The organism is Kocuria sp., from assembly GCF_030530945.1.
GTDB lineage: Bacteria > Actinomycetota > Actinomycetes > Actinomycetales > Micrococcaceae > Kocuria.
This window is the reverse complement of record NZ_JAUMTZ010000009.1, coordinates 1-25,026: the sequence shown is the minus strand read 5'-3', so window position 1 is coordinate 25,026 and position 25,026 is coordinate 1. Positions and strand designations below refer to the sequence as shown.

Annotated in this window: 21 protein-coding genes and 1 tRNA gene; 7 read left to right on the top strand and 15 right to left on the bottom strand. The window is 73.7% G+C overall.

Translation table 11 applies throughout. The features are described 5' to 3' along the window. The first annotated feature begins 194 nt into the window (after positions 1-194). Positions 195-1,865 (top strand): GH25 family lysozyme, encoded by a 1,671-nt coding sequence (locus Q4A22_RS08880; protein WP_303178699.1) that lies wholly within the window; start codon positions 195-197, stop codon positions 1,863-1,865. Between the two features lie 194 nt (positions 1,866-2,059). Here Q4A22_RS08880 and Q4A22_RS08875 read toward each other — a convergent pair whose 3' ends face one another. From Q4A22_RS08875 to Q4A22_RS08860, 4 genes are all read right to left on the bottom strand, one after another. Next, on the bottom strand, positions 2,060-3,040 hold the full coding sequence (locus Q4A22_RS08875; RefSeq protein ID WP_303178698.1) for a ribose-phosphate diphosphokinase: 981 nt from the start codon (positions 3,038-3,040) through the stop codon (positions 2,060-2,062). A gap of 56 nt (positions 3,041-3,096) precedes the next feature. Beyond that, a complete protein-coding gene (gene glmU, locus Q4A22_RS08870) occupies positions 3,097-4,572 on the bottom strand; it encodes a bifunctional UDP-N-acetylglucosamine diphosphorylase/glucosamine-1-phosphate N-acetyltransferase GlmU (RefSeq protein ID WP_303178696.1) in 1,476 nt (491 codons plus the stop codon). Positions 4,573-4,636: 64 nt separating this feature from the next. Then, positions 4,637-4,708: transfer RNA gene (locus Q4A22_RS08865), tRNA-Gln, on the bottom strand. A gap of 72 nt (positions 4,709-4,780) precedes the next feature. Next, the gene (locus Q4A22_RS08860; RefSeq protein WP_303178695.1) at positions 4,781-5,509 is read right to left on the bottom strand and encodes a hypothetical protein; all 729 of its coding nucleotides are present in this window, start codon (positions 5,507-5,509) and stop codon (positions 4,781-4,783) included. Between the two features lie 170 nt (positions 5,510-5,679). Between Q4A22_RS08860 and Q4A22_RS08855 the strand changes: the two genes are divergently transcribed. After that, positions 5,680-7,560 (top strand): ABC-F family ATP-binding cassette domain-containing protein, encoded by a 1,881-nt coding sequence (locus Q4A22_RS08855; RefSeq protein ID WP_303178694.1) that lies wholly within the window; start codon positions 5,680-5,682, stop codon positions 7,558-7,560. Positions 7,561-7,569: 9 nt separating this feature from the next. Here the strand turns inward: Q4A22_RS08855 and Q4A22_RS08850 are convergent, their stop codons facing one another. The 6 genes from Q4A22_RS08850 to Q4A22_RS08825 form a co-directional block, all read right to left on the bottom strand. Continuing rightward, positions 7,570-8,613, bottom strand: coding sequence for a GTP-binding protein (locus Q4A22_RS08850; protein WP_303178692.1), 1,044 nt, complete (start codon positions 8,611-8,613; stop codon positions 7,570-7,572). A 145-nt stretch (positions 8,614-8,758) separates the two neighbouring features. Beyond that, positions 8,759-9,397, bottom strand: coding sequence for a diguanylate cyclase (locus Q4A22_RS08845; protein ID WP_303178691.1), 639 nt, complete (start codon positions 9,395-9,397; stop codon positions 8,759-8,761). A 55-nt stretch (positions 9,398-9,452) separates the two neighbouring features. Further along, positions 9,453-9,767: an antibiotic biosynthesis monooxygenase gene (locus tag Q4A22_RS08840; protein WP_303178690.1), complete on the bottom strand. Its 315-nt coding sequence runs from the start codon at positions 9,765-9,767 to the stop codon at positions 9,453-9,455. Positions 9,768-9,803: 36 nt separating this feature from the next. Continuing rightward, positions 9,804-10,883 (bottom strand): 4-(cytidine 5'-diphospho)-2-C-methyl-D-erythritol kinase, encoded by a 1,080-nt coding sequence (locus tag Q4A22_RS08835; RefSeq protein ID WP_303178687.1) that lies wholly within the window; start codon positions 10,881-10,883, stop codon positions 9,804-9,806. Continuing rightward, a complete protein-coding gene (gene rsmA, locus Q4A22_RS08830; protein WP_303178685.1) occupies positions 10,880-11,797 on the bottom strand; it encodes a 16S rRNA (adenine(1518)-N(6)/adenine(1519)-N(6))-dimethyltransferase RsmA in 918 nt (305 codons plus the stop codon). The genes Q4A22_RS08835 and rsmA overlap by 4 nt, the downstream gene beginning before the upstream one ends. A gap of 54 nt (positions 11,798-11,851) precedes the next feature. Continuing rightward, entirely contained in the window at positions 11,852-12,853 is a 1,002-nt protein-coding gene (locus tag Q4A22_RS08825; protein WP_303178683.1) for a TatD family hydrolase, read from the bottom strand. Between the two features lie 158 nt (positions 12,854-13,011). Here Q4A22_RS08825 and Q4A22_RS08820 point away from each other — a divergent pair, with 158 nt between their 5' ends. From Q4A22_RS08820 to Q4A22_RS08810, 3 genes are read left to right on the top strand one after another with little or no spacing between them, the layout of a single operon-like run. Beyond that, positions 13,012-13,962 (top strand): MoxR family ATPase, encoded by a 951-nt coding sequence (locus tag Q4A22_RS08820; protein WP_303178796.1) that lies wholly within the window; start codon positions 13,012-13,014, stop codon positions 13,960-13,962. Continuing rightward, complete coding sequence (locus tag Q4A22_RS08815; RefSeq protein ID WP_303178682.1) at positions 13,959-15,368, top strand: DUF58 domain-containing protein; 1,410 nt, start codon at positions 13,959-13,961, stop codon at positions 15,366-15,368. The genes Q4A22_RS08820 and Q4A22_RS08815 overlap by 4 nt, the downstream gene beginning before the upstream one ends. Next, positions 15,365-17,953: a DUF3488 and transglutaminase-like domain-containing protein gene (locus Q4A22_RS08810; protein WP_303178680.1), complete on the top strand. Its 2,589-nt coding sequence runs from the start codon at positions 15,365-15,367 to the stop codon at positions 17,951-17,953. Before Q4A22_RS08815 ends, Q4A22_RS08810 begins: the two co-directional genes overlap by 4 nt. A 146-nt stretch (positions 17,954-18,099) precedes the next feature. Here the strand turns inward: Q4A22_RS08810 and rsmI are convergent, their stop codons facing one another. Further along, positions 18,100-18,987: a 16S rRNA (cytidine(1402)-2'-O)-methyltransferase gene (rsmI, locus tag Q4A22_RS08805; protein WP_303178679.1), complete on the bottom strand. Its 888-nt coding sequence runs from the start codon at positions 18,985-18,987 to the stop codon at positions 18,100-18,102. Between the two features lie 121 nt (positions 18,988-19,108). Here rsmI and Q4A22_RS08800 point away from each other — a divergent pair, with 121 nt between their 5' ends. Beyond that, entirely contained in the window at positions 19,109-20,734 is a 1,626-nt protein-coding gene (locus Q4A22_RS08800) for a dolichyl-phosphate-mannose--protein mannosyltransferase (protein WP_303178678.1), read from the top strand. Here Q4A22_RS08800 and Q4A22_RS08795 read toward each other — a convergent pair. Genes Q4A22_RS08795 through Q4A22_RS08780 form a run of 4 tightly spaced genes read right to left on the bottom strand, consistent with a single transcriptional unit; the run spans position 20,718 to position 23,970 of the window. Next, the gene (locus Q4A22_RS08795) at positions 20,718-21,425 is read right to left on the bottom strand and encodes a TIGR01906 family membrane protein (RefSeq protein ID WP_303178676.1); all 708 of its coding nucleotides are present in this window, start codon (positions 21,423-21,425) and stop codon (positions 20,718-20,720) included. The genes Q4A22_RS08800 and Q4A22_RS08795 overlap by 17 nt on opposite strands. A gap of 8 nt (positions 21,426-21,433) precedes the next feature. Continuing rightward, a complete protein-coding gene (locus Q4A22_RS08790) occupies positions 21,434-22,687 on the bottom strand; it encodes an Ig-like domain-containing protein (protein WP_303178675.1) in 1,254 nt (417 codons plus the stop codon). 54 nt (positions 22,688-22,741) lie between these two features. Then, on the bottom strand, positions 22,742-23,395 hold the full coding sequence (locus tag Q4A22_RS11850; protein ID WP_368410627.1) for a DUF3499 family protein: 654 nt from the start codon (positions 23,393-23,395) through the stop codon (positions 22,742-22,744). A 5-nt stretch (positions 23,396-23,400) separates the two neighbouring features. Beyond that, positions 23,401-23,970: a WhiB family transcriptional regulator gene (locus tag Q4A22_RS08780; RefSeq protein WP_303178673.1), complete on the bottom strand. Its 570-nt coding sequence runs from the start codon at positions 23,968-23,970 to the stop codon at positions 23,401-23,403. Between the two features lie 232 nt (positions 23,971-24,202). Between Q4A22_RS08780 and Q4A22_RS08775 the strand changes: the two genes are divergently transcribed. Further along, entirely contained in the window at positions 24,203-24,916 is a 714-nt protein-coding gene (locus Q4A22_RS08775; protein WP_303178672.1) for a TIGR03089 family protein, read from the top strand. Positions 24,917-25,026 lie beyond the last annotated feature (110 nt).

The following is a 25,026-nucleotide window of genomic DNA, read 5'->3' as shown; positions in this document are numbered from 1 at the left end:
CTGGTGGAGGTGCTGCGCGGTGCCGCGATATCAAATCGTTTTCTTTCGGAAATTGAACGGAGATCCACGTCAGCACGGGAACAAACCCCTGAAATTCGCCGCGAACACCTACACTTTCCAGTGCGTCCCCCCAGGCTGCTTCCCTTCCCCCGTACGGAGCGGTCTGTTCCCCCCAACGCAGTAAGGCTCCCCGTATGACCTCCCCCCGAAAGACAGTGCTGCCCGCCGCCGTGACCGCGGCCGTGCTGGCGTTCACCACCTTCCTCCCCGCCGTGGCGAGCGACGACCCGCACCAGAACCTCAATCCCCGCAAGGGCGACGTGGTCTCCGTGGAGACGAAGGAGCTCGCCACCGTCGCGGAGGATCCCGAGCTCCCGGCCGCTCCTCCCAGGACCGGCGACAAGAACCCCGGCGCCACCATGGGCCAGAAGATGAAGTCCATGGCGGAGACCACCAAGCTCTCCGCCGCCTCGGAGAAGGAGCTCGCGAAGGTCGAGTCCACCGTCCTGGGCGACGACGCCGCCTCACCCAGCCCGGCGCCGTCGGGCACCGCGTCCGGAAAGGCCACCCCCGGGTCCTCGGAGAGCGCGTCCGCACAGGCCGCCGCCCCGAACGGCGTGGGGCCCGCGGGCTCGATGTCCCTCGTGATCCGCGCGGGCACGTGGCGGCCCGCGGGCATCGCCGGCATGGACGTCTCCGGCTGGCAGGCCGCCGTCAACTGGAGCGCGGAGTACGCGAACGGCGCGCGCTTCGCGTACGTCAAGGCCACCGAGGGCATCGGCTACCGCTCGGAGGCGTTCAACGACCAGTACACCGGCTCCTACGCCGTGGGCATGAACCGCGGGGCCTACCACTTCGCCCTGCCGAGCCAGACCACGGGTGCCGAGCAGGCGGACTTCTTCGTCAACAGCGGCGGCGGGTGGTCCGCGGACGGGCGCACCCTGCCCGGCCTGCTGGACATCGAGTACAACCCGTACGCCTCCCTGGGCGACACCTGCTACAACATGTCCGCCGCGCAGATGAACGCGTGGATCAGATCCTTCTCGGACCGGTACAAGGAGCGCACCGGGCGCCTGCCCGCGATCTACACGACCACCGACTGGTGGTCCACGTGCACGGGCAACACCTCGCAGTTCAACAACCAGCCCCTGCACCTGGCGTCCTACAGCACGGTGACCCCCACCTGGATGCCCAACGGGTGGACCGGCTACGACCTGTGGCAGTTCTCGGACAACGGTCCGTTCTCCGGCGACTCCAACGTGTACGCGGGCTCCTGGGCGCAGTTCCAGTCCCTGGCGTCCTCCGCGAACTACAACCCCCTGGGCGGGCGACCCAACGGCTACACGGTCTCCGGCGGCATCGGCACCGTGTACCGTGCCACCGGCGGGGAGGCCCGCTGGGGCAGCCCCGTGAGCGGCGAGCGCGCGGCAGGGTACGGAGGCCGGTACCAGCAGTTCTCCCGGGCCGGGGTGCTCTCCACTGCCTACTGGCACCCCAGCACCGGCGGACACATGCTGGCCAACCGTGGCGCCATCGGCCAGAAGTTCCTGGGCGCAGGCAGCGAGTACGGCTACGGATTCCCCAGCACCGAGGAGCGCACGATCACCGGCGGCGCCTACCAGGTCTTCCGACCCACGAACGGGCGCACCACCAAGGTCATGTGGACCTCCGGCACGGGCGCACACGCCATCAAGGAGCAGGGAGCCATCGGCAAGCGGTGGGCCCAGGGCGGCCAGGAGCGCGGCATGGGCTTTCCCACCACGGACGAGTACCGCTCCGGCAACGAGATCCGGCAGCAGTTCTCCAAGGGCTACATGATCGGCTACAACACCACCACGGGGGCCGTGCGCGTGGTGCGCGGGTGACCCACCGGCCGTCCTCCCCGTGACGCGCCGACGCGCCACGGGGAGGACGGCAACGGGCCGCCCGCGTCCTGCGACGCGGGCGGCCCGTTGCCGTGAGTGGTGTGCCCCCCTCAGCTCAGTGCTCCGGGGTGTCCCCGCAGCACCACGCCCCAGGAGGGGTCCCCCTGCGGTGCAGCTCCGGAGGGAGCCTCGTCTCAGGAGCGGCCGTTGAACAGGCTCGTGACCGAGCCGTCCTCGAAGACCTCCTGGATGGCGCGGGCGATCAGCGGGGCGATCGAGAGGACCGTGAGGTTCTCGAACAGGTTCTCGTCGGGCACCGGCAGGGTGTCGGTCACGACCACCTCGTCCGCGCCGCACGTGGCCAGCCGCTCCACGGCGGGCCCGGAGAACACGGCGTGGGTCGCGGCGATGATCACGTTCGTGGCGCCCTGGTCCTTGAGCACCTGCACGGCGCCGGTGATGGTCCCGCCGGTGTCGATCATGTCGTCGATCAGCACGCACGTGCGGCCCTGGATGTTGCCCACGACCTCCTTGGAGACGGCCTGGTTGGGCACGGTGATGTCGCGGGTCTTGTGCACGAACGCCAGGGGCGCTCCGCCCAGGCGCTCGGCCCACTGCTCGGCCACGCGCACGCGCCCGGTGTCCGGGGACACCACGGTCACGTTGTCCACGTCCACCACGGAGCGGACGTAGTCGCTGAGCAGCGGGATGGCCATGAGGTGGTCCACGGGGCCGTCGAAGAAGCCCTGGATCTGCGCCGTGTGCAGGTCCACGGACATGATCCGGTCCGCCCCTGCGGTCTTGTACAGGTCCGCGATGAGGCGGGCGGAGATGGGCTCACGGCCGCGGTGCTTCTTGTCCTGGCGGGCGTAGGGGTAGAACGGGCTGACCACGGTGATGGACTTGGCGGAGGCCCGCTTCAGGGAGTCCAGCATGATCAGCTGCTCCATGAGCCACTGGTTGATGGGTGCGGGGTGGGACTGGATCAGGAACGCGTCCGCGCCGCGCACGGACTCCCCGAAGCGCACGTAGGTCTCGCCATTGGCGAAGTCGTAGGCGTCGGTGGGAACCAGCTCGGTGCCCAGCTCACGGGCGATGTTCTGCGCGAGTTCGGGGTGCGCCCTGCCCGAGAGCAGAACCATCCGGTTCGAACCCGTGTTGGTGATGCCGGTCATGTGAACTCGCTTTCTCTGACGTGCTTGGGGTTGCTGCTCGCGTGCCGCGCCCGGGTTCAGGCGCCGGTGCCGCGCTCAGGTTCTTGGGCGGCCTCCGCCGCGCGGGCCGCGGCCGTGCCGGGCCGGTGCTGCTGCACCCACCCCTCCACGATGACCTGCCTGCCCTCGGTGAGCACGAGCGCCCCGGCGGGGACGTCCTTGCGCACCGTGGTCCCGGCCCCGGAGTAGGCGCCGTCGCCCACGGTCACCGGGGCCACGTACATGTTGTCGGAGCCCATGCGCACGTGGTCCCCCACGGTGGTGTGGTGCTTGTTCACGCCGTCGTAGTTCACGAACACCGAGGCGGCGCCGATGTTGGAGTTCTCACCGATGGTGGCGTCCCCCACGTAGGACAGGTGCGGGACCTTGGAGCCGCGCCCGATCGTGGACTTCTTGGTCTCCACGAACGTGCCGATCTTCCCGTCCTCCCCGAGCACCGTGCCCGGGCGGAGGTACGCGAAGGGGCCCACGCTGGCCCCGGCGCCCACCTCGGACTCGCTGCCGTGGGTGCGCACCACGGTGGCGCCCGCACCAACGGTCACGTCCGTGAGGGTGGTGTCCGGGCCCACGACGGCGTCCTGGGCCACCCGGGTACGTCCGTGCAGCTGGGTGTTGGGCAGCACGGTGGAGTCCGCCGCGAGCTCCACGGTGTCGTCGATCCAGGTGGTGGCGGGATCCACCACGCCCACCCCGTTGCGCATGTGGGCCTCCACCGTGCGCTGGTTGAGGTAGCGGCCCAGGGCGGCGAGCTGGACGCGGTCGTTGGCGCCCTCAAGCTCCATGTAGTCCGCCATCTTCAGGGCGTCCACGCGGTGGCCGGCCTCCCGGGCCAGGCGGGGCACGTCCGTGAGGTACTTCTCGGCCTGGGCGTTGTCCGTGTCCACCCGGGACAGGGCCTCGCGCAGCACGCCGGCGTCGAACGCGAAGATCCCGGAGTTGACCTCGGTGACCGCGCGCTCGGGCTCGGTGGCGTCCTTGAACTCCTTGATCTCCGTGAACCGGCCCTGCTCGTCCCGCAGGATCCGGCCGTACTTGCCCGGCTCGGGGTGGTCCGCGGTGAGCACCGTGACGGCGTTGCCATGCCCGGTGTGGTGGGCCACGAAGGCGCGCAGGGTGTCCGCGGTGAGCAGGGGGACGTCCCCGTAGGTCACCAGGACGGTGCCGGTGACGGGCGCGGCGGCGTCGAGCACCGCGAGACCCGCGTCCACGGCGGAGCCGGTACCGGGGACGTCCGACTGGTCCGCGGTGAGGACCTCGGGCGCCACCCGGGCGATGTGCTCGGCCACGAGGTCGCGCTGGTGGCGGATCACGGCCACGATGCGCTGCGGCTGCAGCTCCCCCGCGACCTTCAGCGCGTGGGCGAGCATGGAGCGCCCGCCGATCTCGTGCAGGATCTTGGGCGTCCGGGACTTCATGCGGGTGCCTTTGCCCGCTGCCAGGACGATGATCGCGGCGGGGCTCTCCCCGGGTGCGGCGGTGTCGACGGTGCTCACGGGCCAGACTCCTCTGGGTGCTCGTGAGGCGGTGGTGGCCATCTGCGCCTCGATGTGTCGTGCGTTCCGCCACTAGGACTCGAACCTAGACTCACGGCTCCAAAGGCCGGTGTGCTGCCAATTACACCATGGCGGAGCGTTGCCACCCGTGGGCGCCAACTGGGACGCGCGGCCGTGGGCGCGCGAAAAATCACTGTAGCACCTGGGATCAGCGGCTCAGCACGGCCGTGAGACGCCCCTCGGAGAGGTCCTCCGCCCAGCCGTCGAGGGTGCGTTCGAGCTCTGCCGCGGTGCGCTCGTCGAGGCCCCGGACCACCACCGGGGCTCGGGTGGCGAGGCGCCGCACGCAGCGCCACGCGGCGTCGTCGGACTGGCCTGCGGCGCGGGAGCGAGCCACGTCCCACGCCACGGTGGTCACGGCCGGGGAGGTCACGTCCAGGGTCCCCTGCTCGTGCTCGCGGTCCAGCAGGGACAGCAGCATGGACACCTCCTCCACCGCGGTGGCGTTCTGCACCGCCAGGCGCACGCCGTGGTGGGAGGCTGCCTCCGCGAGCGCGGCGAGCATGGAGTACAGCCGCTGCCGCTGCCGCCCCCGGTGGGAGACACCGCCCAGCGCCAGGACGAGCAGCTCCGCCCCCACTCCGCGGCACAGCTCGAGGGCGTCGTCCACGGCGGCGATCACGCCCTCGTCGGGGATGTCCTCGTCCACGGCCACCGGTGCGCGCAGCAGCAGCGGTCCGGCACCCGCCTCGCGCAACGCCCGGCCCGCCTGGCGCCGCACCTGCGTGCCCATGTGGGAGCCCAGCGGGCGGTCCGCGCTCACGGTGATCTCCACCGGCCCCGGGTGCTCACGCACGCGGGCCACGGCCGTGGCCAGGTCCTGGGGTTCGTCCAGCACGGTTCCCGCGCCCTGCGGCTGCGCACCTGTCTCCTGCATACCGGCCAGTCTCCCACGCCCCGCGGGATCCCCGCGCGCCGTCGGCCGGCGCTTCGCCGGCAGGCGAGGCACGCGACGGTGCCGCGGTGCCGGCCAGGCGGCGTCGTGGTGCCCCGCACCCGGGGACGACGCCGCCCGCCCGGGTCCACGCACGCTTGTATCCTTGGCGGGTGGCTCATCTGATCGGCGGAGAAAACCTGCACCTGGAGTACCCCACCAAGACCGTGTTCGACGCGGTGACGGTGGGGATCAACGAGGGCGACAGGATCGGCATCGTGGGCCGCAACGGGGACGGCAAGTCCACCCTGATGCGCCTGCTCGCGGGACGGATCCGCCCGGACTCGGGGCGCGTGACCGTCCGCTCGGGAACCACGGTGGGCATGCTGGACCAGGCGGACACCCTGGACCCGGAGCAGACCGTGGGCCACGCCGTGGTGGGGGACGTCCCCGACCACGTGTGGGCCGCGGACCCGAAGGTGCGGGACGTGGTGGAGGGACTGGTCTCGGACGTGGACTGGGACACCCCCGTGGGCCAGCTCTCGGGCGGGCAGCGCCGCCGGGTGGCACTCGCCGCGCTGCTCACCGGGGACTGGGACGTGGTCTTCCTGGACGAGCCCACCAACCACCTGGACGTGGACGGCATCACGTGGCTCGCGAAGCACCTGAACTCGCGGTGGTCGCGCACCTCCGGCGCGCTGGCCGTGGTCACCCACGACCGCTGGTTCCTGGACGCGGTGTGCACCGACACGTGGGAGGTCCACGACCGCACGGTCGAGCCCTTCGAGGGCGGGTACGCCGCGTACGTGCTGCAGCGCGTGGAGCGGGACCGCCAGGCCGCCGTGGTGGAGCAGAAGCGGCAGAACCTCATGCGCAAGGAGCTCGCGTGGCTGCGCCGCGGCGCACCGGCGCGCACGTCCAAGCCCAAGTTCCGCATCGACGCCGCCAACACCCTGATCGAGGACGTCCCCCCGCCCCGGGACTCGGTGTCCCTGTCCCGCATGGCGGTCTCCCGCCTGGGCAAGGACGTGGTGGACCTGGAGGACGTCTCCGTGAGCTTCCCCTCCACGGACCCGGCCCACCCCGGGGACACCCCGGTGCTGCGGGATGTCACCTGGCTGATCGCCCCCGGCGAGCGCACGGGCATCCTGGGCGTCAACGGCGCCGGGAAGTCCACCCTGCTGGGCCTGGTCACCGGGGACGTGCAGCCCACCTCCGGGCGGGTCAAGCGCGGGAAGACCGTGAAGATCGCCACCCTCACGCAGCAGCTGGCCGAGCTCGCGGACGTCGCGGACGAGCGCGTCTCGGACGTGGTGGCCCGGAAGAAGACCTCCTACGTCACGGACGGCAGGGAGATGACGCCCACCCAGCTGCTCGAACGGCTCGGCTTCAGCTCCGCGCAGCTGAAGACCCCGGTGAAGGACCTCTCCGGCGGGCAGAAGCGGCGCCTGCAGCTGCTGCTGATCCTGCTGGACGAGCCCAACGTGCTGATCCTGGACGAGCCCTCCAACGACCTCGACACGGACATGCTCGCCGCCATGGAGGACCTCCTGGACACCTGGCCCGGCACGCTGCTGGTGGTCTCCCACGACCGCTACCTGCTGGAGCGCGTCACGGACCAGCAGTACGCGGTGGTGGACGGCCGCTTCCGGCACCTGCCCGGCGGCGTGGAGGAGTACCTGAAGCTCTCGGCGTCCTCCGCGTCGGGCTCGGCCGCCGGCTCCACCGGCGCGTCCAACCCGCTGTCCGGTGGCACCGCCTCCTCCGGCGCGGCCGGCACCTCGGCCTCCTCCCCCGCGGGCGACGCCGCCGCGTCCCGCCCCGCACTCGGCGGCGCCGAGGCGCGCGCGGCCCAGAAGGAGCTCGGCGCGGTGGAGCGCAAGCTGCAGAAGCTCCAGCGCGAGGTCGAGGACCTGGACACCACCATGGCCGCCGCCGACCCCTCGGACTTCGAGGGACTCGGCAAGCTCGCGGCGCAGAAGTCCGAGCTGCAGGACCAGGTGGACGAGCTGGAGCTGCGCTGGCTCGAGCTCGGCGAGGCGCTGGAGCAGTAGCGGCCGGACTCAGTCCGTGCGGTCCGCCACCGTGGGCCACGCCGGGAAGGGGTCCGGGAACCGCGACCACGCCGCGGGACCGGCGGCGAACTCGTCGTCCGTCAGGGCGGCGTCGTCGAGCGCGGCACTCAGTGCCGGGGCATCCAGGTCCAGGCCGATGATCCCCAGGTCCTGTCCGAGGGCCAGCAGCTCGTCCCCCTGCCCCGTGTCCTCGTCCCGGGCGAGCGGCGAGAACGAGATCATCCGGCCCACGTGGTCCCAGCGCGCGGTGACGTGCGGGCGCGTGGCCAGGCGGCAGAAGCCCGCCGAGCGCAGCACCGTGCCGAACTCGCCCGTCTCGATCCGGTGATCCAGCAGCCGGGCGAGCCTGCCGGGGTGCAGGGGGCGGACGTTCTCGTGGCGCACGGCGCACACCCGGGGGTCCGTCATGTGGGGGTCGTGCTCGCCGTTGAGCAGGGTGACCCACCCGGCGCGCTCCTGGGCGACGTCGTAGGGGGTGCCGCCCGCGAGTGCGGCCGCAACCCACGTGTCCGCGCCACCACGGTGCAGCTGGACCCGGGCACGGGGGGCGAGGTGGCTGAGCAGGGACATGGTGGTGGACAGCTGCGGGGTGTCCACCACCTCCCAGTTCACCAGCACCACCACGGAGGCGAACTCCACGCCCAGCACGTTCAGCAGGGCCCGCGCGGTGTGGCGCCACCAGGCGGGCGGGCCGGCGGGGCGGAGCACACAGTCCTCGCGCTGCAGGTCCTGGAGCAGGTGCGCGGCGTCCACCACGCACACCACCCCGGTGAGCACGGCCCCGGACCCGGCGCCAGCGGTGGCGCCGATGAGCTCGGTGACGTCCGTGTGCTCGGGGAACTCCACCAGCGCACCCGCGGGACGGGTGCACCACGGGACCAGGCCCAGCGCCTCCGCGACGGGGTCCGCAGCGAGGGCGAGGCGCTGTGCGGGGATGAGCATCCGGCGGGTGCGGCGCGCGACCTCGCGCGCGAAGTGCGAGCGCTCGGGCGGGCAGGCGCCCACCACCGCCACGACGTCGACCGAGTCCATGGGTGCCTCCTGCGTGCTGGGTGGACGGGACCGTTCCCGCCACTCGGGGCTACATGATAACCATTCTCATAACGCTTCTGCACGCGGCACGGGCACGGCCCCGTCCGAAGAGGATCCGGACGGGGCCGCGCTCAGGGCCAGGGACTCACTCGCTCCAGCCGTTGCCCCGGATGATCTCCACGAAGTCGTCCCGCTCGAACCCGGGCTCGAAGTGCTCCAGCACGTCCGCGTTCATGGTCCCGAACGTGGAGCCCGGACGGTGCGCCATCCCGTGGTGGAACGCCGTGAGGATCCGGTTCTTGAAGTCCGGACGGGGGTGGGCCGCCACCACCGCACGGCGCTGCGCCTCGGACACCTCGTCGAAGTGCATCCCCAGCACGTCCGTCTCCACACCGGCGCTCACGAGGGCGACCTCGGGTGCCATGAACTCGGGGATCCCCGGTGTGGTGTGCAGGGCGATCCCGAGCCACGCGCTGTGCGCACGCTCCCGCGAGGTCCCGCGCTCCATGAGGAACTCGAAGACCTCGTTGGCGCCGTCCACCTCGAAGCGCAGGGTGGAGTCCTTGTGGTCCTCGGTGAGACCGCGGTCGTGGAACATGGCGCCCGCGTAGAGCAGCTCGTGGTCCACGCTCAGCTCCTGCGCCTGCCCGATCAGTGCCCCGAAGAAGAACACGCGGCGCGAGTGGTGGTACAGCAGGTCGTCCTCGGTGTCCCGCACGTACTCGGTGATGTCACGGGTCAGGGTGGTGTTCGGGACGGTGATCCCTGCGACGGTGTCGCTCATGGTGTGCTCCTTGGCTGGGATGGTCCTGCTCGGTTGGGGCGGGGTGGGCGTCCGGTCAGTCCTGGGCGTCGAGGTCCACGACCTCGAACTCCAGCAGGGACGCGCCGGTGGCCACGGGCTTGCGGGCGGCGCCGGGGGCGCTCGCGTGGGCGGCCTTGGCGTTGCCGTCCCGCCACGCCTCGAAGTCCTCCTGGGTGGCCCACGTGGTCACCACGAAGTAGCGGGTCTCCCCCGCCGTGGGCCGCAGCAGCTGGAACCCCTCGAAGCCGGGTTCGCCGTCCACCGCGTGCCTGCGCGCGGCGAAGCGGGCCTCCAGCTCGTGGCCCGAGCCCTCGGGCACCTCGATGGCGTTGATCTTCACGACGGACATGTCAGCCTCCTGGTGGATGCGGTGGTGCATCCCACTCTAGGCCCGGTCCCCGCCGCGGGTGCAGCCGTCCGTCTCCACCCGCGCACCGGGCACCGGCCCGGTGACGGCCAGGGCGTGGTGGCCCTCCCCCGTCAGCTCCGCGGCCAGGCGCGCGGCCGCGTCCGCCGAGTCCGCGAGGAAGCACACCGTGGGCCCCGAGCCGGAGACCCACCCTGACAGCGCACCGCGCGACGTCCCCAGCGCGAGCACGGCCCTCAGCGCGGGCAGCAGTTCCACGGCGGGTGCCTGGAGGTCGTTGCGAATCCGGGTCGCCAGGGCGTGCGGGTCACCGGCGGCGAGCGCCGCGAGTGCCCCAGCGGGCACCGGGTCCGGCCCCGCGGCGGTGCCGACGGACTGCGCCCCGAAGGTGGCGTCGTCGGCGTCCGCCTCGACCCCGTGCGCATCGGCACCTGGGAGACCGACCTTGTGCGCGGTGTCCCACGCGCGGTAGACCGCGGGGGTGGACAGTCCCCGGTCCTGGGGCACGAAGACCAGGTGCAGCGCGTCGGCCGCGGCCACGGGCTCCAGCTCCGTGCCGGTCCCGCGCCCGATCGCCGCGCCGCCCAGGAGCATGAACGGCACGTCCGCGCCGAGGCCCGCCCCGAGCCGTGCGAGCTCCGCCGCGGACGACGCCGCCGTGCCCGACTCCCGCGCCAGCAGCGCGTCCACCGCCACGAGGGCCGCGGCGGCATCCGCGGAGCCGCCACCCATGCCCCCGGCCACCGGAACGGCCTTGCCGATGCGCAGTGCCAGGTCCGCGGCGGCAACCCCCCGGGCCTCGCACACCGCACGGGCGGCGCGCACCGCGAGGTTCGTGGCGTCCAGGGGGATGTCTGCGAGCCGGGCGGCCCCCGACTCGACCATCCGGGCGTACCCGCTGCCGGGGGCCGGCTCCACCGTGACGGTGGTCCCGGACCCGGGCCGTCCCGCGGAGACGGCCACGGTCTCCCGCAGGTCCACCGCCAGGAACAGGGTCTCGAGCGGGTGGTACCCGTCCGGGGTGGGGGTGCCCACGTGCAGCACCAGGTTGGTCTTGGCCGGGGCGCTCGCGGTGACCCTCTCCAGGGTGTGGCTCACGGCCGGCTCCCGGCGGGGTCCGGGTCCTCCGGGGCGGGATCCGCCGCCACGGCGTTGGCCGCCTCCGCGATGCGTGCGAAGTCCGCGACGGCCAGCTTCTCCCCGCGCTGGGCCGGGTCGATCCCGGCCGCCCGCAGGATCACCTCGGCACGCGCCCCGGAACCGGCCCAGCCGCTCAAGGCCGCCCGCAGGGTCTTGCGCCGCTGCGCGAACGCGGCGTCCACCACGGCGAAGGTGGGCAGCCGCAGGCTTTCCGGAACCGGCGGCTCCCGCCGCTCGAAGCGCACCAGCCCGGACGCGATCTTGGGGGCGGGCCAGAACACGTTCTTGCCGATCACCCCGGCCTTGCCCACCGACGCGTACCACGAGGCCTTCACGGACGGCACCCCGTACACGCGCGAGCCGGGGCCTGCGGCCAGACGGTCCGCGACCTCCTCCTGCACCATCACCAGGCCGTGGCGGATGGTGGGGAAGGCCTCCAGGATGTTCAGCAGCACGGGCACCGCCACGTTGTAGGGCAGGTTCGCCACCAGTGCCGTGGGCGCGGTGCCCTCGGGAAGCTCGCGCACGCGGGCGGCGTCGCCCTCCACCACGCGAAGCCGGGACACGGCGTCGGGGAAGAAGCGCGCCACGGTCTCCGGCAGCTGCCGTGCCAGGGGCGGGTCGATCTCCACGGCCGTGACGGACGACGCCGCCGCCAGCAGTCCCAGCGTGAGCGACCCCAGACCGGGGCCCACCTCCAGGACGTGCTCCTCCGGGGACAGCCGCGCCTCCGCCACGATGCGGCGGATGGTGTTGGGGTCGATCACGAAGTTCTGGCCCAGGGTCTTGGTGGGGCGGATCCCCGCGGTCTGGGCGAGGTCGCGGATCTCCGCGGGGCCCAGGAGCGGTCCGGCCGTGCTGTGCTCGGTCACCGGACAATCCTACGGGGACGGCGGCGGGACCCCGGCCGGACGCGGAGCACCCCCTCAGAACTCCCCGTACACCGCCCGCGAGTTCTCCCTGATCCGCCGGCACAGCACGTCCAGGTCCGTGTCCAGGATCCCGGCCATGGCCCGGACCGTGTGGTTCACCATGTAGGGGGCGTTGGGCCGGCCCCGGAACGGGTGGGGCGTGAGGAACGGGGCGTCCGTCTCGCACAGCACCAGCGCCGGGTCCGCAACCCGCAGCGCCTCCTGCAGGGCCTTGGCGTTCTTGAACGTCACGGTGCCCGCGAAGGACATGTACCAGCCGTTCTCGTTGCACACCCGCGCCAGCTCCGGGTCCCCGGAGAAGCAGTGGAACACGGTGCGTTCCGGCGCCCCCTCGTCCCGCAGGATGCGCAGCACGTCCTCGTGGGCCTCGCGGTCGTGGATCTGCATGGCCAGCCCGTGCTCCTCGGCCATGCGGATGTGGGCGCGGAAGGACTCCTCCTGCGCGGCGAGCCCCTCCTCGGGCGTCTGGACCCGGTCCATGCCGGTCTCGCCCACCGCACGCACGCGGTCCTCCCCGGCGAGCGCGGCGATGGCCGCCAGGGCGTCGTCGAGCTGCCCGGCGGCCGCGAGCACCGGCGCCTCGTTGGGGTGCAGCGCCACGGCCGCGAGCACCCCGGGGACGGCCTGGGCGGCCGCCACGGCGAAGCGCGAGGACTCGACGTCGCACCCCGCCTGCACGAGCCCCGTCACCGAGGCGTCCGCCGCCGTGGCCACCGCGTCCGCCACGGAGACCCGCACCAGCCCGTCCTGCATGTCCAGGTGGGTGTGGTTGTCCACCACCGGGGAGGGCAGCGGCTCGGGCAGGGGCGGGAACACCAGGTTGCGCCTCTGGCCGTGGACGTCCGTGGCGGCCCGCCGCTCGGTGCCCTCGCCGTTCGGGGCATCGGCCGCGAGCGCGTACTCCTCCGGGCGGTAGGCCGCGGGGGTCTCACCGACCACAGGCTCGGGGCGCTCGCCGGGGTTCCACAGGGACTCGCTCAGGGGTGTCTCGATCACGCCCCCACGATAGGCGACGACGCCGCCCGCCCGGCCCCGCGGAAGCACGCCGGAGCACGCGCACCCGGCCACCGGCCCGTCGATGCACGTCCGCCCCGGGTTTCCTGAGAACATGGTGAGCAGCACCCCCACCCCCCCTGCCCGTGAGACGAGGAATGATGGAGCAGTTCGCCGCCCGCACGAAGGCCGTCCTGGATCGCATGAACGCGGTCATCGACGGCAAACCCGCCGAGACCCGCACCGCGCTGACGGTCCTGCTGGCCGGTGGCCACCTGCTGGTGGAGGACGTCCCCGGCGTGGGCAAGACCATGCTGGCGCGCACGCTGGCGGGGGCGATCGGCGGGTCCGTGAACCGCATCCAGTTCACCCCGGACCTGCTGCCCACGGACATCACGGGCGTCTCCGTGTTCGACCAGGCCCGCCGGGAGTTCGAGTTCAAGCCGGGCCCGGTGTTCGCGAACGTCGTGATCGGCGACGAGATCAACCGCGCCTCCGCGAAGACCCAGTCCGCGCTGCTGGAGGCCATGGCGGAGGGCCAGGTCACCGCGGACGGCACCACCCGCCGGCTGCCCACCCCCTTCATGGTGGTCGCCACGCAGAACCCCGTGGAGATGGACGGCACGTTCCCCCTGCCGGAGGCGCAGCGGGACCGGTTCACGGCCCGGATCTCCATGGGCTACCCGGACGCGGACGCGGAGGTGGCCATGCTCGCCGAGCACGGCTCCGGCTCCCCGCTCACTGGCCTGGAGCCGGTGCTGGACGTCCAGCAGGCCGCCGCCCTCGTGCGCCACGTGGCCACGCTGCACGTCTCCGGGGCGGTGCGGCGCTACATCGTGGCCCTGTGCCGCGCCACGCGCACCCACCCCCACCTGCGCCTGGGCGCGAGCCCTCGCGCCGCACTGCAGCTGCAGGCCACCGCCCGCGCGCAGGCGGCCCTGGCGGGCCGGGACCACGTTCTCCCCGACGACGTGAAGGACGTCGCCGTCCCCGTGCTCGCCCACCGCCTCATCCTGGAGCGGCGCTCGGGCGCGGACAGCGCCCAGGACATCGTGCGCACCGTGCTCGACGACGTCCGGGTCCCCACCGAAGACGCCCCCCAGTCCCGATGAGGGCCCCCGCTCCCACGGCGCGGGTGGACTCCCGCGCCCGGTTCACGGTGCGCGGCTGGTGCTTCCTCGCGGCCGCGGTGCTGTCCCTGGCCGCGGCCACGTGGCTCGGGCGCAAGGACGTGCTCGCGCTGTCCCTGTTCCTGGGCGCGGTCCCGCTGCTCTCCGCGCTGGCCATGTGGCTGGTCACCCCGCGCGTGCTCCTCAAGCGCTCCGTGGACCCGCCGCTGGTGCCCCTCGGCGACGCCGCCCAGGTGGCGCTGCGCGTGCGGCGCCGCCCGGCCTTCGGGCGCTCCCGTCCAGCCGGTGCCACGAGCGCCGAGCGCGCCGCGGTGGACGTGCACGAGACGGTGGACCCGCTGCTGGGACGGGACCAGGACGTCTCGGTGCCCGTCTCGGGGGTGCCGGTCACGTACACGGTGCGCCCGCGGCGTCGGGGGATCCACGAGCTGGGTCCCGCCACGGTGCGCGTGAGCGACCCGTTCGGGGTGGTCACGGAGCTGCTGGACGTGGCCGAGCACACGTCCCTGCACGTGGCTCCCGACCCGCAGGAGCTCACCGAGCAGCCGGTGGTCCTGCACCGGGAGAGCGGCCGGGACCCCTCCCGCCGAGCCCAGCCCCAGCCGGGTCCTGACAACGTGTCCACCCGCGAGTACCGCCACGGCGACCCCATGCGACGGGTGCACTGGGCGGCGTCGGCCCGGCACGACCGCCTCATGGTGCGCCAGGAGGACCCGCGCAGCACGCGGCGCACCGTGCTGGTGCTGGACGGCGTGGACCAGCACTGGCCCGGGGAGCGGGTGTGGGCCGGCGTGCTGGCCTCGACCCACGAGTTCGAGTGGGCGGTGGGTGCCGCCGTGTCCGTGGTGGAGCACCTCACGCGCCGCGAGACCGTGGTGTACGCGCTGGACGACCAGGGCCGCGCGCTCCCCCGCGGGGACGCCGAGCCCGCGGAGCTGCGGGACACCGCGGTGGGGGACGCCGCAGCCACCGAGGTGGTCCACGGGCTCGCCCGGGTGGCGCTGACCGCGCGGCCCGAGCCGGAGGTGGCCTCCGACCCGCTGACCGCCCGCCTGGAGCGGGAGGGGCTCTTCCACCCCGTGCTGCTGCTCACCGGCGCGCTCCCCGCGGCGGCGGCGCGCCGGTACGTGCAGACCTTCACGGGCAGCGCTTCCTGCGCCGTGGTGATGGTGGTCCACGCCCCGCTCGCGCGCCCGGAGGCCGCGGATGTCTTCGACGCCGCGGGCTGGTCCGTGGTGCTCGTGAGCCGCTGGACGGACGTGGACGCCGCGTGGCTGGCCGTCACCACCGGCGGCTCCCTCATGGCCCCGCCGCCCCCCGAACCCGGAACCCCCCAGCTGAGCATGGACGACGTCATGGGCCGCACACGACGGAGGACCACCGCATGAGCTCCCCCGAATCCCCCCGCCGCTCCCCGTGGGACCGCGGCTCCGAGGCGCCCGGTTCCGGCGTGCCCGACTCCCGGTCGTCCGACCCCCGCATCACCCCTTCCGGGACGTCCTCGTCCGACGCGGGTGCTCCCGTGGGGAGCACCGGGGCCACCGCAGCGTCGGCCCCGGGAGGCACGAGCTCCTCCGGGCCCGAGACGCGTTCCGCGGGCACCGCACCCGCCGAGCCGCGCGCCACGACCGCTCCGCCGGCGGCGGGCACCGCCCCCGCACGGCGTGGCCGGGTGCTGCCCCGTCCGCGCGTGCTGCCCCTGAGCCTGCTCCTGCTCGCGGCGACCGCCCTGGGCTGCGTGGGCCTGGGGAGCGCGCTGAGCGGGCTGTGGTGGCTGCCGCCCGTGGCCGCCACCGTGGTCACCGTGCTGCTCGTGACGAGCGCGGCCCGGTGGCTGCGGCTGCCGTCCGCGCTGGTCACCGTCCTCGGGCTCGCGGCCCTGCTGCTCGCGCTGACCGTGGTGCACCTGCACGGCTCCGCGCTGCTGGGCTTCGTCCCCACCAGCGGGACCTTCACCGCGGCCGCCGAGCTGTGGCGCGCCTCCGCGGACTTCGTGGGCAGCAACGCCGCACCGTACGGCCGGGACCCCGGTCTCGCGTTCGTGCTGTGCGCCCTGGTGGGCCTGGTCACGGTCTTCATGGAGACGGTGCTGGTGGGCCTGCGGCTGGCCGGGCTGGCGTGCCTGGGCGTGCTCGCACTGCTGCTCGTGCCCGCCCTCACCCTGCCGGGCAGCGTGTCCGCGGTGGGTCTGGCGGCGGCGTCGCTCGCGGCCCTGGGGCTGCTCGCGGGCTCCCGTGTCTGGGGTGCCACCCGGGACCGGCGCACCGCACCCGCACCCGGGGGCGTTCCCCGGGCGCTGGTGGTGCTCGCCGGGGTGCTCGCGGTGGTGCTGCTGGTCCCCTCCGTGATCCCCGGCTTCTACAACGGCGCGTTCCCGCAGGGCAGCTCGCTCACCGCGCCGCGCGCCTCCGGGGTGGGCCCCCTGCGGGCGGTGGGCCAGGACCTGCGCTCGGCAGACCACACCCGCCGCTTCAGCTACACCACCTCGGACGGCCACGCCCAGTACATGCGCCTGCTCACGCTCTCCGACTTCTCGCAGGACGAGTGGTTCCCGGACACCCAGGACCTGGACGGGGACCTCTCCCGGCTCGCCGACGCCGCGCACGCCGCCGTCCCCCACGGCACGGAGGTCACCTCCAAGGTCACGTTCGACGACTACACCGAGCACTGGCTGCCGGCCCCCTACGCCCCGAGCGCGGTGGCCGGGCTGGGCGACGACGGCTGGGGCTTCGACCCGCACGACCTCTCCGTCCACAGCGCGGCGGCGGGAATGTCCGGGGCGAGCTACACCGTCACCTCCACCACCCCGCAGGTCACGGCGGACGCGCTGCGCCGGGCACCGTCCGCGGCGTCCGACGACGCCCTGGCCCCCTACCTGAAGCTGCCCGCCGACCGCCCGCAGTCCGTCGCGGACGCGGCCCGCCGCTTCACGGACGGCGCCCGCACGGACTACGACCGCGCGCTGGCCCTGCAGAACCACCTCCGCAAAGAGTTCCACTACGACGTCAACGCCCCACTCGCGCAGGGCTACGACGCCGGCGGTGCGGCGTCCCTGGAGAAGTTCATGAGCACCCGCGCCGGCTACTCGGGCCACTTCGCCCCGGCCATGGCGCTGATGGCGCGCGAGATGGGCATCCCGGCCCGCGTGGCGGTGGGATACCTGCCCACCACCGCGGGCACGGACGCGCAGGGTGCCACGTCCTTCCCCGTGGGCACCGGCGACTCCCACGCCTGGCCCGAGCTGTACTTCGAGGGGGTGGGCTGGGTCCGCTTCGAGCCCACCCCCGGGATCGCGGCCGCCCCGGACTACGCGCCGGAGAACGCGCCGGACGGCACCGGGCAGAACGGATCCGGGGGCGCCTCCGCCACAGCCTCCCCGAGCGCCGGAGCGAGCGGGACCCCTTCCACCTCGCCCTCAGGATCGCCTTCAGAACCGTCCAGCACGGCCCCGGCCACGCCCTCGGGGTCCCCGTCCTCGGGGCAGCCCGCACCGCCGGAGGACCGGAACGCGGCGGCAGCCGTCCCCTGGTGGGCGGTGGCCGGTGTGCTCGCCCTGGCGCTGGTGCTGCTGCTGGCGGCGCTGCCGCGGTGGCTGCGCGGGCGGCGTCGCGGGGCGAGGGTGCGCGCGATGCAGGACGCCTCGCTGCCCGCCCAGCGCCGCGCGAACGCCGCGTGGGGCGAGTTCTGCGCGCTGGCGGAGGACTACGGCGCCACGTCCCGGCCCTCCGACACGCCCCGGGTGCGCGCCCGCAGGCTCTCCGCGGGCATCCCGGCGGCCCACCCCGCGGTGGAGCGGATCCTCTCGGACCTGGAGACCGCGAGCTACGGCGCGCCGGACGCGCAGTGGCACCCGCGGGCCGCACCGGAGGACCTCGCCCGGGTGCGGGACGAGTTCCGCCACCGGGCGTCCCGCGGGCAGCAGTGGCGCGCCACGTGGTGGCCGGCCTCCCTGCGCCGCCACACCCACCGCTGACGGACGCACGACGCCGCCCGGGTTCTTCCGCGCACGACGGGACCCGGGCGGCGTCGTCCGGCTGGGCGGGCATCCCGAGCGCCCGGGGCGGCGGCGACGTCCCCCGGCCGCGGTGACCGGGCCGGGCGCAGGGTGCGTGAAACCTGTCAGTCCCGCGCGCGGGCGGCGATCACGGCGTCGTAGAGCCTGCGGGTGCTCACACCCCGCTCGCCGGCCACCTGCCGGGCGGCGGCCTTGAGCTTGATCTCGCGGGTGGCCACGAGGGCCTCGACCTCCGCGACGAGCTCCTCGGGCTCGGGTGCTGCGGCGGGGGCGGCCCCGTGGACCACCACCACGATCTCCCCGCGCACCTGGTTCCCGGTGGCCCACGCGACGAGACCGTCGAGGTCGTCGCGCAGCACCTCCTCGTGGAGCTTGGTCAGCTCGCGGCACACCGCGGCGCGCCGGTCACCGCCCAGGGCCTCCCGCAGGGCGGTGAGCATCTCGGCCAGCCGGTGCGGGGACTCGTAGAAGACCATGGTCCGGCGCTCGTCCCGGAGCTCACCGAGGTGCGCGGCGCGCTCACCCGCCTTGCGGGGCAGGAAGCCCTCGAACGTGAAGCGGTCCGTGGGCAGGCCGGAGACCGCGAGCGCGGCCAGCACCGCGGAGGGCCCGGGCAACACGGTGACCGTGAGATCCGCCTCCGCGGCGGCCCGCACGAGGGGGAATCCGGGGTCGGAGACCGTGGGCATGCCGGCGTCGGAGAGCACCGCCACGGTGCGGCCGCGCCGCACCTCGTCCAGCAGCTCGGCCGTGCGGGCGGCCTCGTTGTGCTCGTGGTGGGTCAGCACCCGGCCCGTGAAGGTGACCCCCAGCCCCGCGGCCAGGCGGTGCAGGGTGCGGGTGTCCTCCACGGCCAGGACGTCCGCGGTGCGCAGCACGTCCTTCAGCCGCTGGGAGGCGTCCGAGAGGTTGCCGATGGGGGTGCCCACGACCACCACGGCACCGCTGCCCTGCTCGGTGCCGTGGGACGGGGTGGAAGTCTGGGAGTTCACGCTCCCCACTCTACGAACCCCGTCCAGCCGGGTCACGCGCGGTGGCGCCGTGCACCGGCCGTGCGGGGCGCGTCCGGGTCGCCCCCAGGGCCCTCCCCGGCCCGCCACCTACCATGGGTCCGTGCCCTCCACAGTCCTCTCCCCCGCAGACCCCCCGTCCACGGACGACCCCACGCGCACCCTGAGCGAGCGCCTGCTGCCCGCCGTCACGCGGCTGCCGCGGTACTGGTGGGTGCCCCTGGCACTCGTCACCCTGCTGGGCGGGCTGCTGCGCTTCGTGGGACTGTCCTCCCCGCACGCCGTGGTCTTCGACGAGACGTACTACCTCAAGGACGCCTACTCGCTGCTGCTGCACGGCACGGAGCAGCAGTGGCCCACCGGCGCGGACGACGGCTTCGTCTCCGGCGCCATCCCGGACACCGAGGGCCATCCCGCGTTCGTGGTGCACCCGCCGCTGGGCAAGTGGCTGATCGCGGTGGGACTGTGGCTGTTCGGCGCGGACGACCCGTTCGGCTGGCGCTTCTCCGCCGCCCTCGTGGGCACCCTGTCCATCGCCGTTGTCTGGTGGGCCGGGTGGCTGCTCTTCCGCTCGGTGTCCCTGGCCACCGTGGCGGCCCTGCTCACCGCGCTGGACGGGCTGCACCTGGTGGAGTCCCGCCTGGCGCTGCTGGACGTCTTCCTCATGTTCTTCCTGCTGCTCGCGTTCGTCTTCGTCCTCCTGGACCGCGACGACGGACGACGCCGCCTGCTCGCCCGCATGGACGGCTCCGCGCTGGGACCGTGGCTGGGTGTGCGGTGGTGGCGGATCGCGGCGGGGGTCGCGTGCGGCGCGGCGGCGGCGGTGAAGTGGAACGCCCTGTTCTCCGTGGCGGCCCTGGGGATCCTCGTGGTGCTGTGGGACATGAACGCCCGCCGGGTGGCCGGGGTGCGGCGCTGGTTCACCGGCGCGGTGCTCAAGGACGCGCCGTGGGGCGTGGTCACCCTGCTCGGCGTGGGCACCGTGACGTACGTGCTCACCTGGTCCGGCTGGCTGCTCACGGACAGCGGCTACGACCGCAACTGGGCCGCCCTGAACCCCGGGGAGGGCCCGCAGTGGCTGCCCCCGGCCCTGCGCTCCCTGTGGGAGTACCACGTGGCGGCGTACTCGTTCCACACGGGCCTGGACGCCCACCACACCTACATGGCGGGCCCGGCCACCTGGCCGTTCATGCTCCGGCCCACGTCCTACTACTACGAGTCCCCCGGCGCGGGCACGGACGGCTGCACCGTGGACTCGTGCAGCCAGGCGATCCTCAACCTGGGCAACCCCGCCGTGTGGTGGGTGGGGGTCCTGGCGGTGCTGTTCGGGGTGTGGCTGTGGGCGGTGCGGCGCGACTGGCGCTTCGGGGCCCTGGTGGGCGTCTACGCCGCCGGGTACCTGCCGTGGTTCCTGTACCCCCACCGGACCATGTTCTTCTTCTACGCCCTGTCCTACTTCCCCGCCATGGCGCTGCTGGTCGCGGGGGCGGTGGGGGTGCTCACCGGAAGACTGGGGGTGCCGCGTGCGGGGGCCACTGCGGGCACGGTGGCCGCGGCGGAGCACGAGCACGTCACGGGACCCGTGTGGGCCCGGCGCTGGCGGATCGCCACCGCGGTGCTCCTGGTGCTGGTGGTGGCCCTCGCCGTGTTCTTCTGGCCGGTGTGGACCGCCCAGACCATCCCGTACGAGCACTGGCGCTGGCGGATGTGGTTCACGTCCTGGATCTGAGCGGACGCGCCCGCCGCCGGGTGAGGACCATGGTGAGCAGCGCCCCCGCGAGCGTGACCACGGCCACCGTCACGGCCGCGTCCACCCAGAACTGCGTGGGGTACAGCCGGATCAGGGTGTCCGAGACGCGGAAGGTCCACGTGCCGGAGCTGAAGAACAGCGAGTGGAACGCGGTGAAGAACCGCTCCCACCCGAGCAGACCGCCCACGGCCGCGCCCGCCAGCAGCGCCACCGTGAGCCACGACCCCGCGAACCACGCGGCGGCGGCGGTCCCCGGTGCACGGCGGTGCAACCACCATCCCGCCAGCATGCTCAGCACCAGCAGCACCACCGCGAGCAGCAGACCCCCGTGCAGCACGTGCTGCACGTCCGTCATGTGGGAGACCTCACCGGGGGTGAAGGCCATCCCGCCCTCCGGGCTCACCAGTCCACCCAGGTACTCGGGCGGTGCGAAGTTCATGACGTAGTCCAGCCCGTAGGAGCCGAACGTCATGCGCTCCCCCAGGTCCATCCCCCAGCGGTCCGCGGGGAAGCCCGGGCGGTGGTACTCGAACCACAGGAAGGCCGGAGAGGCCACGAGCCGCACCGCCAGGCCCAGCCACAGGACGGGCAGGGCCAGCGCCAGGAACACCTGCAGCACGCGCTGGAACGGGGTGGGGCGGGGCTTGCGAGCCGCCGTGGCGGAGCTCATAGCGGGCGTCACCAGTTCCCGTGCCAGTTCTCGTCCGCGTAGTGCGCGTACGGGATGTTCCAGTCGCCGTAGCCGTCGTCCGGGTTGGGCTGGGGGTAGTTGGTGTTGACCACCTCCACCATGTCACCGGGGCGGAACGTGTCGAAGATGTAGGAGGCGCCCTCCGGGGGCATGCCCACGCAGCCGTGGGAGATGTTGGCCACGCCCAGGTACGGCCACGCCGAGGGCAGCGCCTGGTGCACGAACTCCCCGCTCCAGGTCAGCCGGGACACGTTCGAGGCGTTGAAGGGCGGGTAGTAGTGCGAGTCCCCGGGCTGCAGGTGCAGCGAGGAGGCGTTGAAGGAGTAGGAGGCCGCCTGCTCCAGGATGACCTTCTTGCCCGTGGTGGAGGGCCACTCGGGGTCGCCCAGGGTCACGGGCCAGCTCCCGGTCTGCTTGCCGTCGACGTAGGCCACCAGGGTCTTGGTGTTGTTGTCCACGTAGGCGCGCTGCTCGGGGCCGGTCTTGAACGTCACGGTCTTGTCCCCGTTGCCGATCATCCCGTTGCCCAGGTCCGTGCCCAGGATGTTGGCGCTGACCTTCACGGTGGAGTTGGGCGTCCAGGTCTTCTCCGGGCGGAAGCGCAGCTTGGTGTCCGAGTACCACCGGAACTGCCCCTTCTCGTGGGCGCCGTCCACGGTGATGGCCTTCTCCACGGCGTCCCTGTTGGTGACGGGTTCGGAGAAGTTGAACTCCACCACCTGCCACACGCCGTAGGTCTGCCCGTCCTTCACGTTCAGGGCCACGTCCGCCTCGTGGGCGGCGTCCACCGTGGTGAAGGTGCTCTTCCCGGAGCGCTGCTGGTCCCCGTTGTGGGCGGTGTAGGCCACGGTGTAGGTCTGCTCGAACTCCAGGGGCGCGGTGGTCCGCCACTCGCGGTCGCCCTCACCCAGCTCGCCCGCGACCGTCTCGCCGGAGCCGGTGGCGGTGACCGTGACGTCCGAGAGGGTGCCGGTGTCCGCGTGGACCACCACCGGATCCGCCGGGTTCACCGCGGTGGCGTCCGCGGCGGGCCTCACGGTGGCCGCCGGTGCGGCGGTGGTGCCGTCACCCGAGGTGGCGACCGGGGAGCCCGAGGCGCCCGGGGCGGCGTCGTCGCCCCCGGAGCCGCAGGCGGTCAGGCCCAGCACGGCCACGAGGCCCAGGGACGTCAGGGCGGCGCGGGACCGGCTCACGGAGCGGGGCGGCGCGGCGGATGGGCGGGAGGGCAGCGAAGGCGTCATGGGAACCTCGTGGTGGGGGTGGTCAGCCGACCGCGTCCCCTCCGGCCCCGGTACTCACGGGCGGCGCCAGTGGGGCGTGCGCAGCTCGTCCGGGAGCGGTACGGAACGCGGGAGCGGCTCCGACTGCGTATTTGCGTTCGCAATTGAACGCGTCGGTCCAGGATACTCGCTGCCGGTGACGCGCTCGACGGCGCGCGGGGTGTCCTGCTCCGACGGCGCGTCCGCCACGGGGGCCGCGTCTCCTCGGGGAGCCGTGTCCCGGGAGGGAACGTGCCGGGAGGGCGCGGGGACGGTGCGGTCCGGCGTGGCGGCGGGGCGGTCCGTGCCGGGCGCGCGGTCGGAGTCGCGGGGGCCGCGGTAGGAGACGTCGCGCAGCACGCGGACCCCGTGGGCGGTCCCGGAGGGCGTCCCGTGCAGGCTCTCGGCAGCGTCCCCTGCCGTGGGGTCCCCCGCCGGGTGGGCCGCGCCGGGGGCGTCCCCGGAGCCCTCCCAGTCCGCCGCGGACTCCAGGCGCACCACCCGCCACCCGCGCGGGGCGGTGAGGGTGTCCGCGTGGACCGGGCACAGGTCGTAGGCGTGGGGCTCCCGGCGCGCGGAGAGCGGGCCGATCACCGCGGTGGAGTCGGCGTAGACATAGGTCAGGGTGCAGACCGCATCCCTGTTGCAGGTCTGCTTGGAGCAGGCACGGCCCGTCGCGGCGGGTGACACGGGGCTCAGCGTCCCCGGCGGCGCAGCCGGCGCCGCTCACGTTCGGAGAGCCCGCCCCAGATGCCGAACTTCTCGTCGTTGGTCATGGCGTAGTCCAGGCACTGCCCGCTCACCGGGCACGCCTCGCACACCCGCTTGGCGTCCCGGGTGGAGCCGCCCTTCTCGGGGAAGAACGCCTCGGGGTCCGTCTGGGCGCACAGGGCGTCGGTCTGCCACGCGAGCTCCCCCTCGGCATCTCCCTCGCTGACGGAGTACAGTCCGGCCACTGCCTGCCACACGGAGGCGTCCACGCCCTGGGCGTCGTGGGGCTCGGTCCCGGAGAGGTTCTGGGGGGTCTGGACGGGGGGTTCGGGCTCGCGGCGCCGCGGCCGGTCGGAGCGCAGCAGCACGTCACCGGCGACCTCGGGGTGGGCGGCCAGGAAGGCGGAGGCGAGGTCGTCCAGCGTGGTGACCCCGGCCGCACCGCGGGCCTGGTCCACGGGGTCCACGAACCAGTCCACGGGAACGGCTCCACCGTCCGCTTCGGGCTCCGAGTCCTCGCGACCGTCGATCCGGCGGCGTGCGGCCTCTCCCATGTCAGTCCTTCCGTCCACGCGTGCTGCTGTCTCGGTGCCCTCAACCAGCCCGGTTGTCCCGGCCGGGAGGGCGCGAACCGCGAGCGGATCCATGCTCCGCGAGCCGGGTGGACCCCCTAATTACACGCGTGTAAGTCGTGGGGAGTCAAGCCGAGTATCCTGGGGCTCCCGGGTGCCCCGGCGCGTCGTCCGCGGTCCCGGGGTCCCCTCACTTACCCTAAGGAGTTTCCGCGTGGGACGCACACCGAGAGACCTCGCGCAGGCCCTGGCGGCCCTGGCCCAGCGCCCCACCCCCGCCCTCGTGTGGCGCAGCGGCGCGGAGCGCGTGGAGCTCTCCGGGCGCGTGCTGGTCAACTGGGTGGAGAAGACCGCGGGACTGCTCGTGGACGAGCTGGACGTCACCGCCTCGGACCTGGTCACCGTCTCCCCCGTGCCGCACTGGCGTCTGGTGGTCATCGCCCTTGCCGCACTGCGGGTGGGTGCCCGCGTGGAGTTCACGCACCACCCCGAGCCGGACGCCGTGGTCCACGCGCAGCTGGAGACCGCACCGGACCACGACGCCGCCGCGCAGCTCACGCTCACCGTGGCCGCCGCCGCCCTGGCCTTCGCGTGCGCCGAGCCGGTGGCCGAGGGCGAGGTGGACTTCTGCGACGAGGTGCGGGGCATGCCCGACGTCTACTCGGGCTTCGAGACGCCGGAGCCCGAGGACGTGGCGCTGGGCTCGGGGACCACGCACGGGAACCTGCTGGCCGCTGCCGCGGCGGCCGCGCCCGGGGCGACCCCGGGGATCGTCCACCTGCCCCTGGCCGACGGCTGGGAGGACACCGAGCTGCTGCGGCTGCTGGGAACCGTGGTGGCAGGGGGTGCGGTGCTCGTCACCGCGCGCGCCGAGGACGCCACCCCGGACGTCCTCGCCCAGGAGCGCGCGGAGCCCGCGCGGGACTGAGAGGTTCCCCCGACCGGGTCCGACCCGACGGGTGGCACCGGGGGGGAGCAGGGCTGAGGCGCGCAGCGCCGGAGGCACGCCGGGTCAGAGGCGCAGCGGGTCAGGAGGCT

What these genes read in the sequence shown, in the direction of transcription:
- Q4A22_RS08840 (WP_303178690.1), bottom strand. Translation starts at nt 9,767, where the DNA reads ATGTCCGTCGTGAAGATCAACGCCATCGAGGTGCCCGAGGGCTCGGGC.
- Q4A22_RS08850 (WP_303178692.1), bottom strand. Translation starts at nt 8,613, where the DNA reads ATGGACTCGGTCGACGTCGTGGCGGTGGTGGGCGCCTGCCCGCCCGAG.
- Q4A22_RS08820 (WP_303178796.1), top strand. Translation starts at nt 13,012, where the DNA reads ATGGAGCAGTTCGCCGCCCGCACGAAGGCCGTCCTGGATCGCATGAAC.
- Q4A22_RS08880 (WP_303178699.1), top strand. Translation starts at nt 195, where the DNA reads ATGACCTCCCCCCGAAAGACAGTGCTGCCCGCCGCCGTGACCGCGGCC.
- Q4A22_RS08790 (WP_303178675.1), bottom strand. Translation starts at nt 22,687, where the DNA reads ATGACGCCTTCGCTGCCCTCCCGCCCATCCGCCGCGCCGCCCCGCTCC.
- Q4A22_RS08780 (WP_303178673.1), bottom strand. Translation starts at nt 23,970, where the DNA reads ATGGGAGAGGCCGCACGCCGCCGGATCGACGGTCGCGAGGACTCGGAG.
- Q4A22_RS08795 (WP_303178676.1), bottom strand. Translation starts at nt 21,425, where the DNA reads ATGAGCTCCGCCACGGCGGCTCGCAAGCCCCGCCCCACCCCGTTCCAG.
- Q4A22_RS08815 (WP_303178682.1), top strand. Translation starts at nt 13,959, where the DNA reads ATGAGGGCCCCCGCTCCCACGGCGCGGGTGGACTCCCGCGCCCGGTTC.
- Q4A22_RS08810 (WP_303178680.1), top strand. Translation starts at nt 15,365, where the DNA reads ATGAGCTCCCCCGAATCCCCCCGCCGCTCCCCGTGGGACCGCGGCTCC.
- Q4A22_RS08860 (WP_303178695.1), bottom strand. Translation starts at nt 5,509, where the DNA reads ATGCAGGAGACAGGTGCGCAGCCGCAGGGCGCGGGAACCGTGCTGGAC.
- Q4A22_RS08845 (WP_303178691.1), bottom strand. Translation starts at nt 9,397, where the DNA reads ATGAGCGACACCGTCGCAGGGATCACCGTCCCGAACACCACCCTGACC.
- Q4A22_RS08875 (WP_303178698.1), bottom strand. Translation starts at nt 3,040, where the DNA reads ATGACCGGCATCACCAACACGGGTTCGAACCGGATGGTTCTGCTCTCG.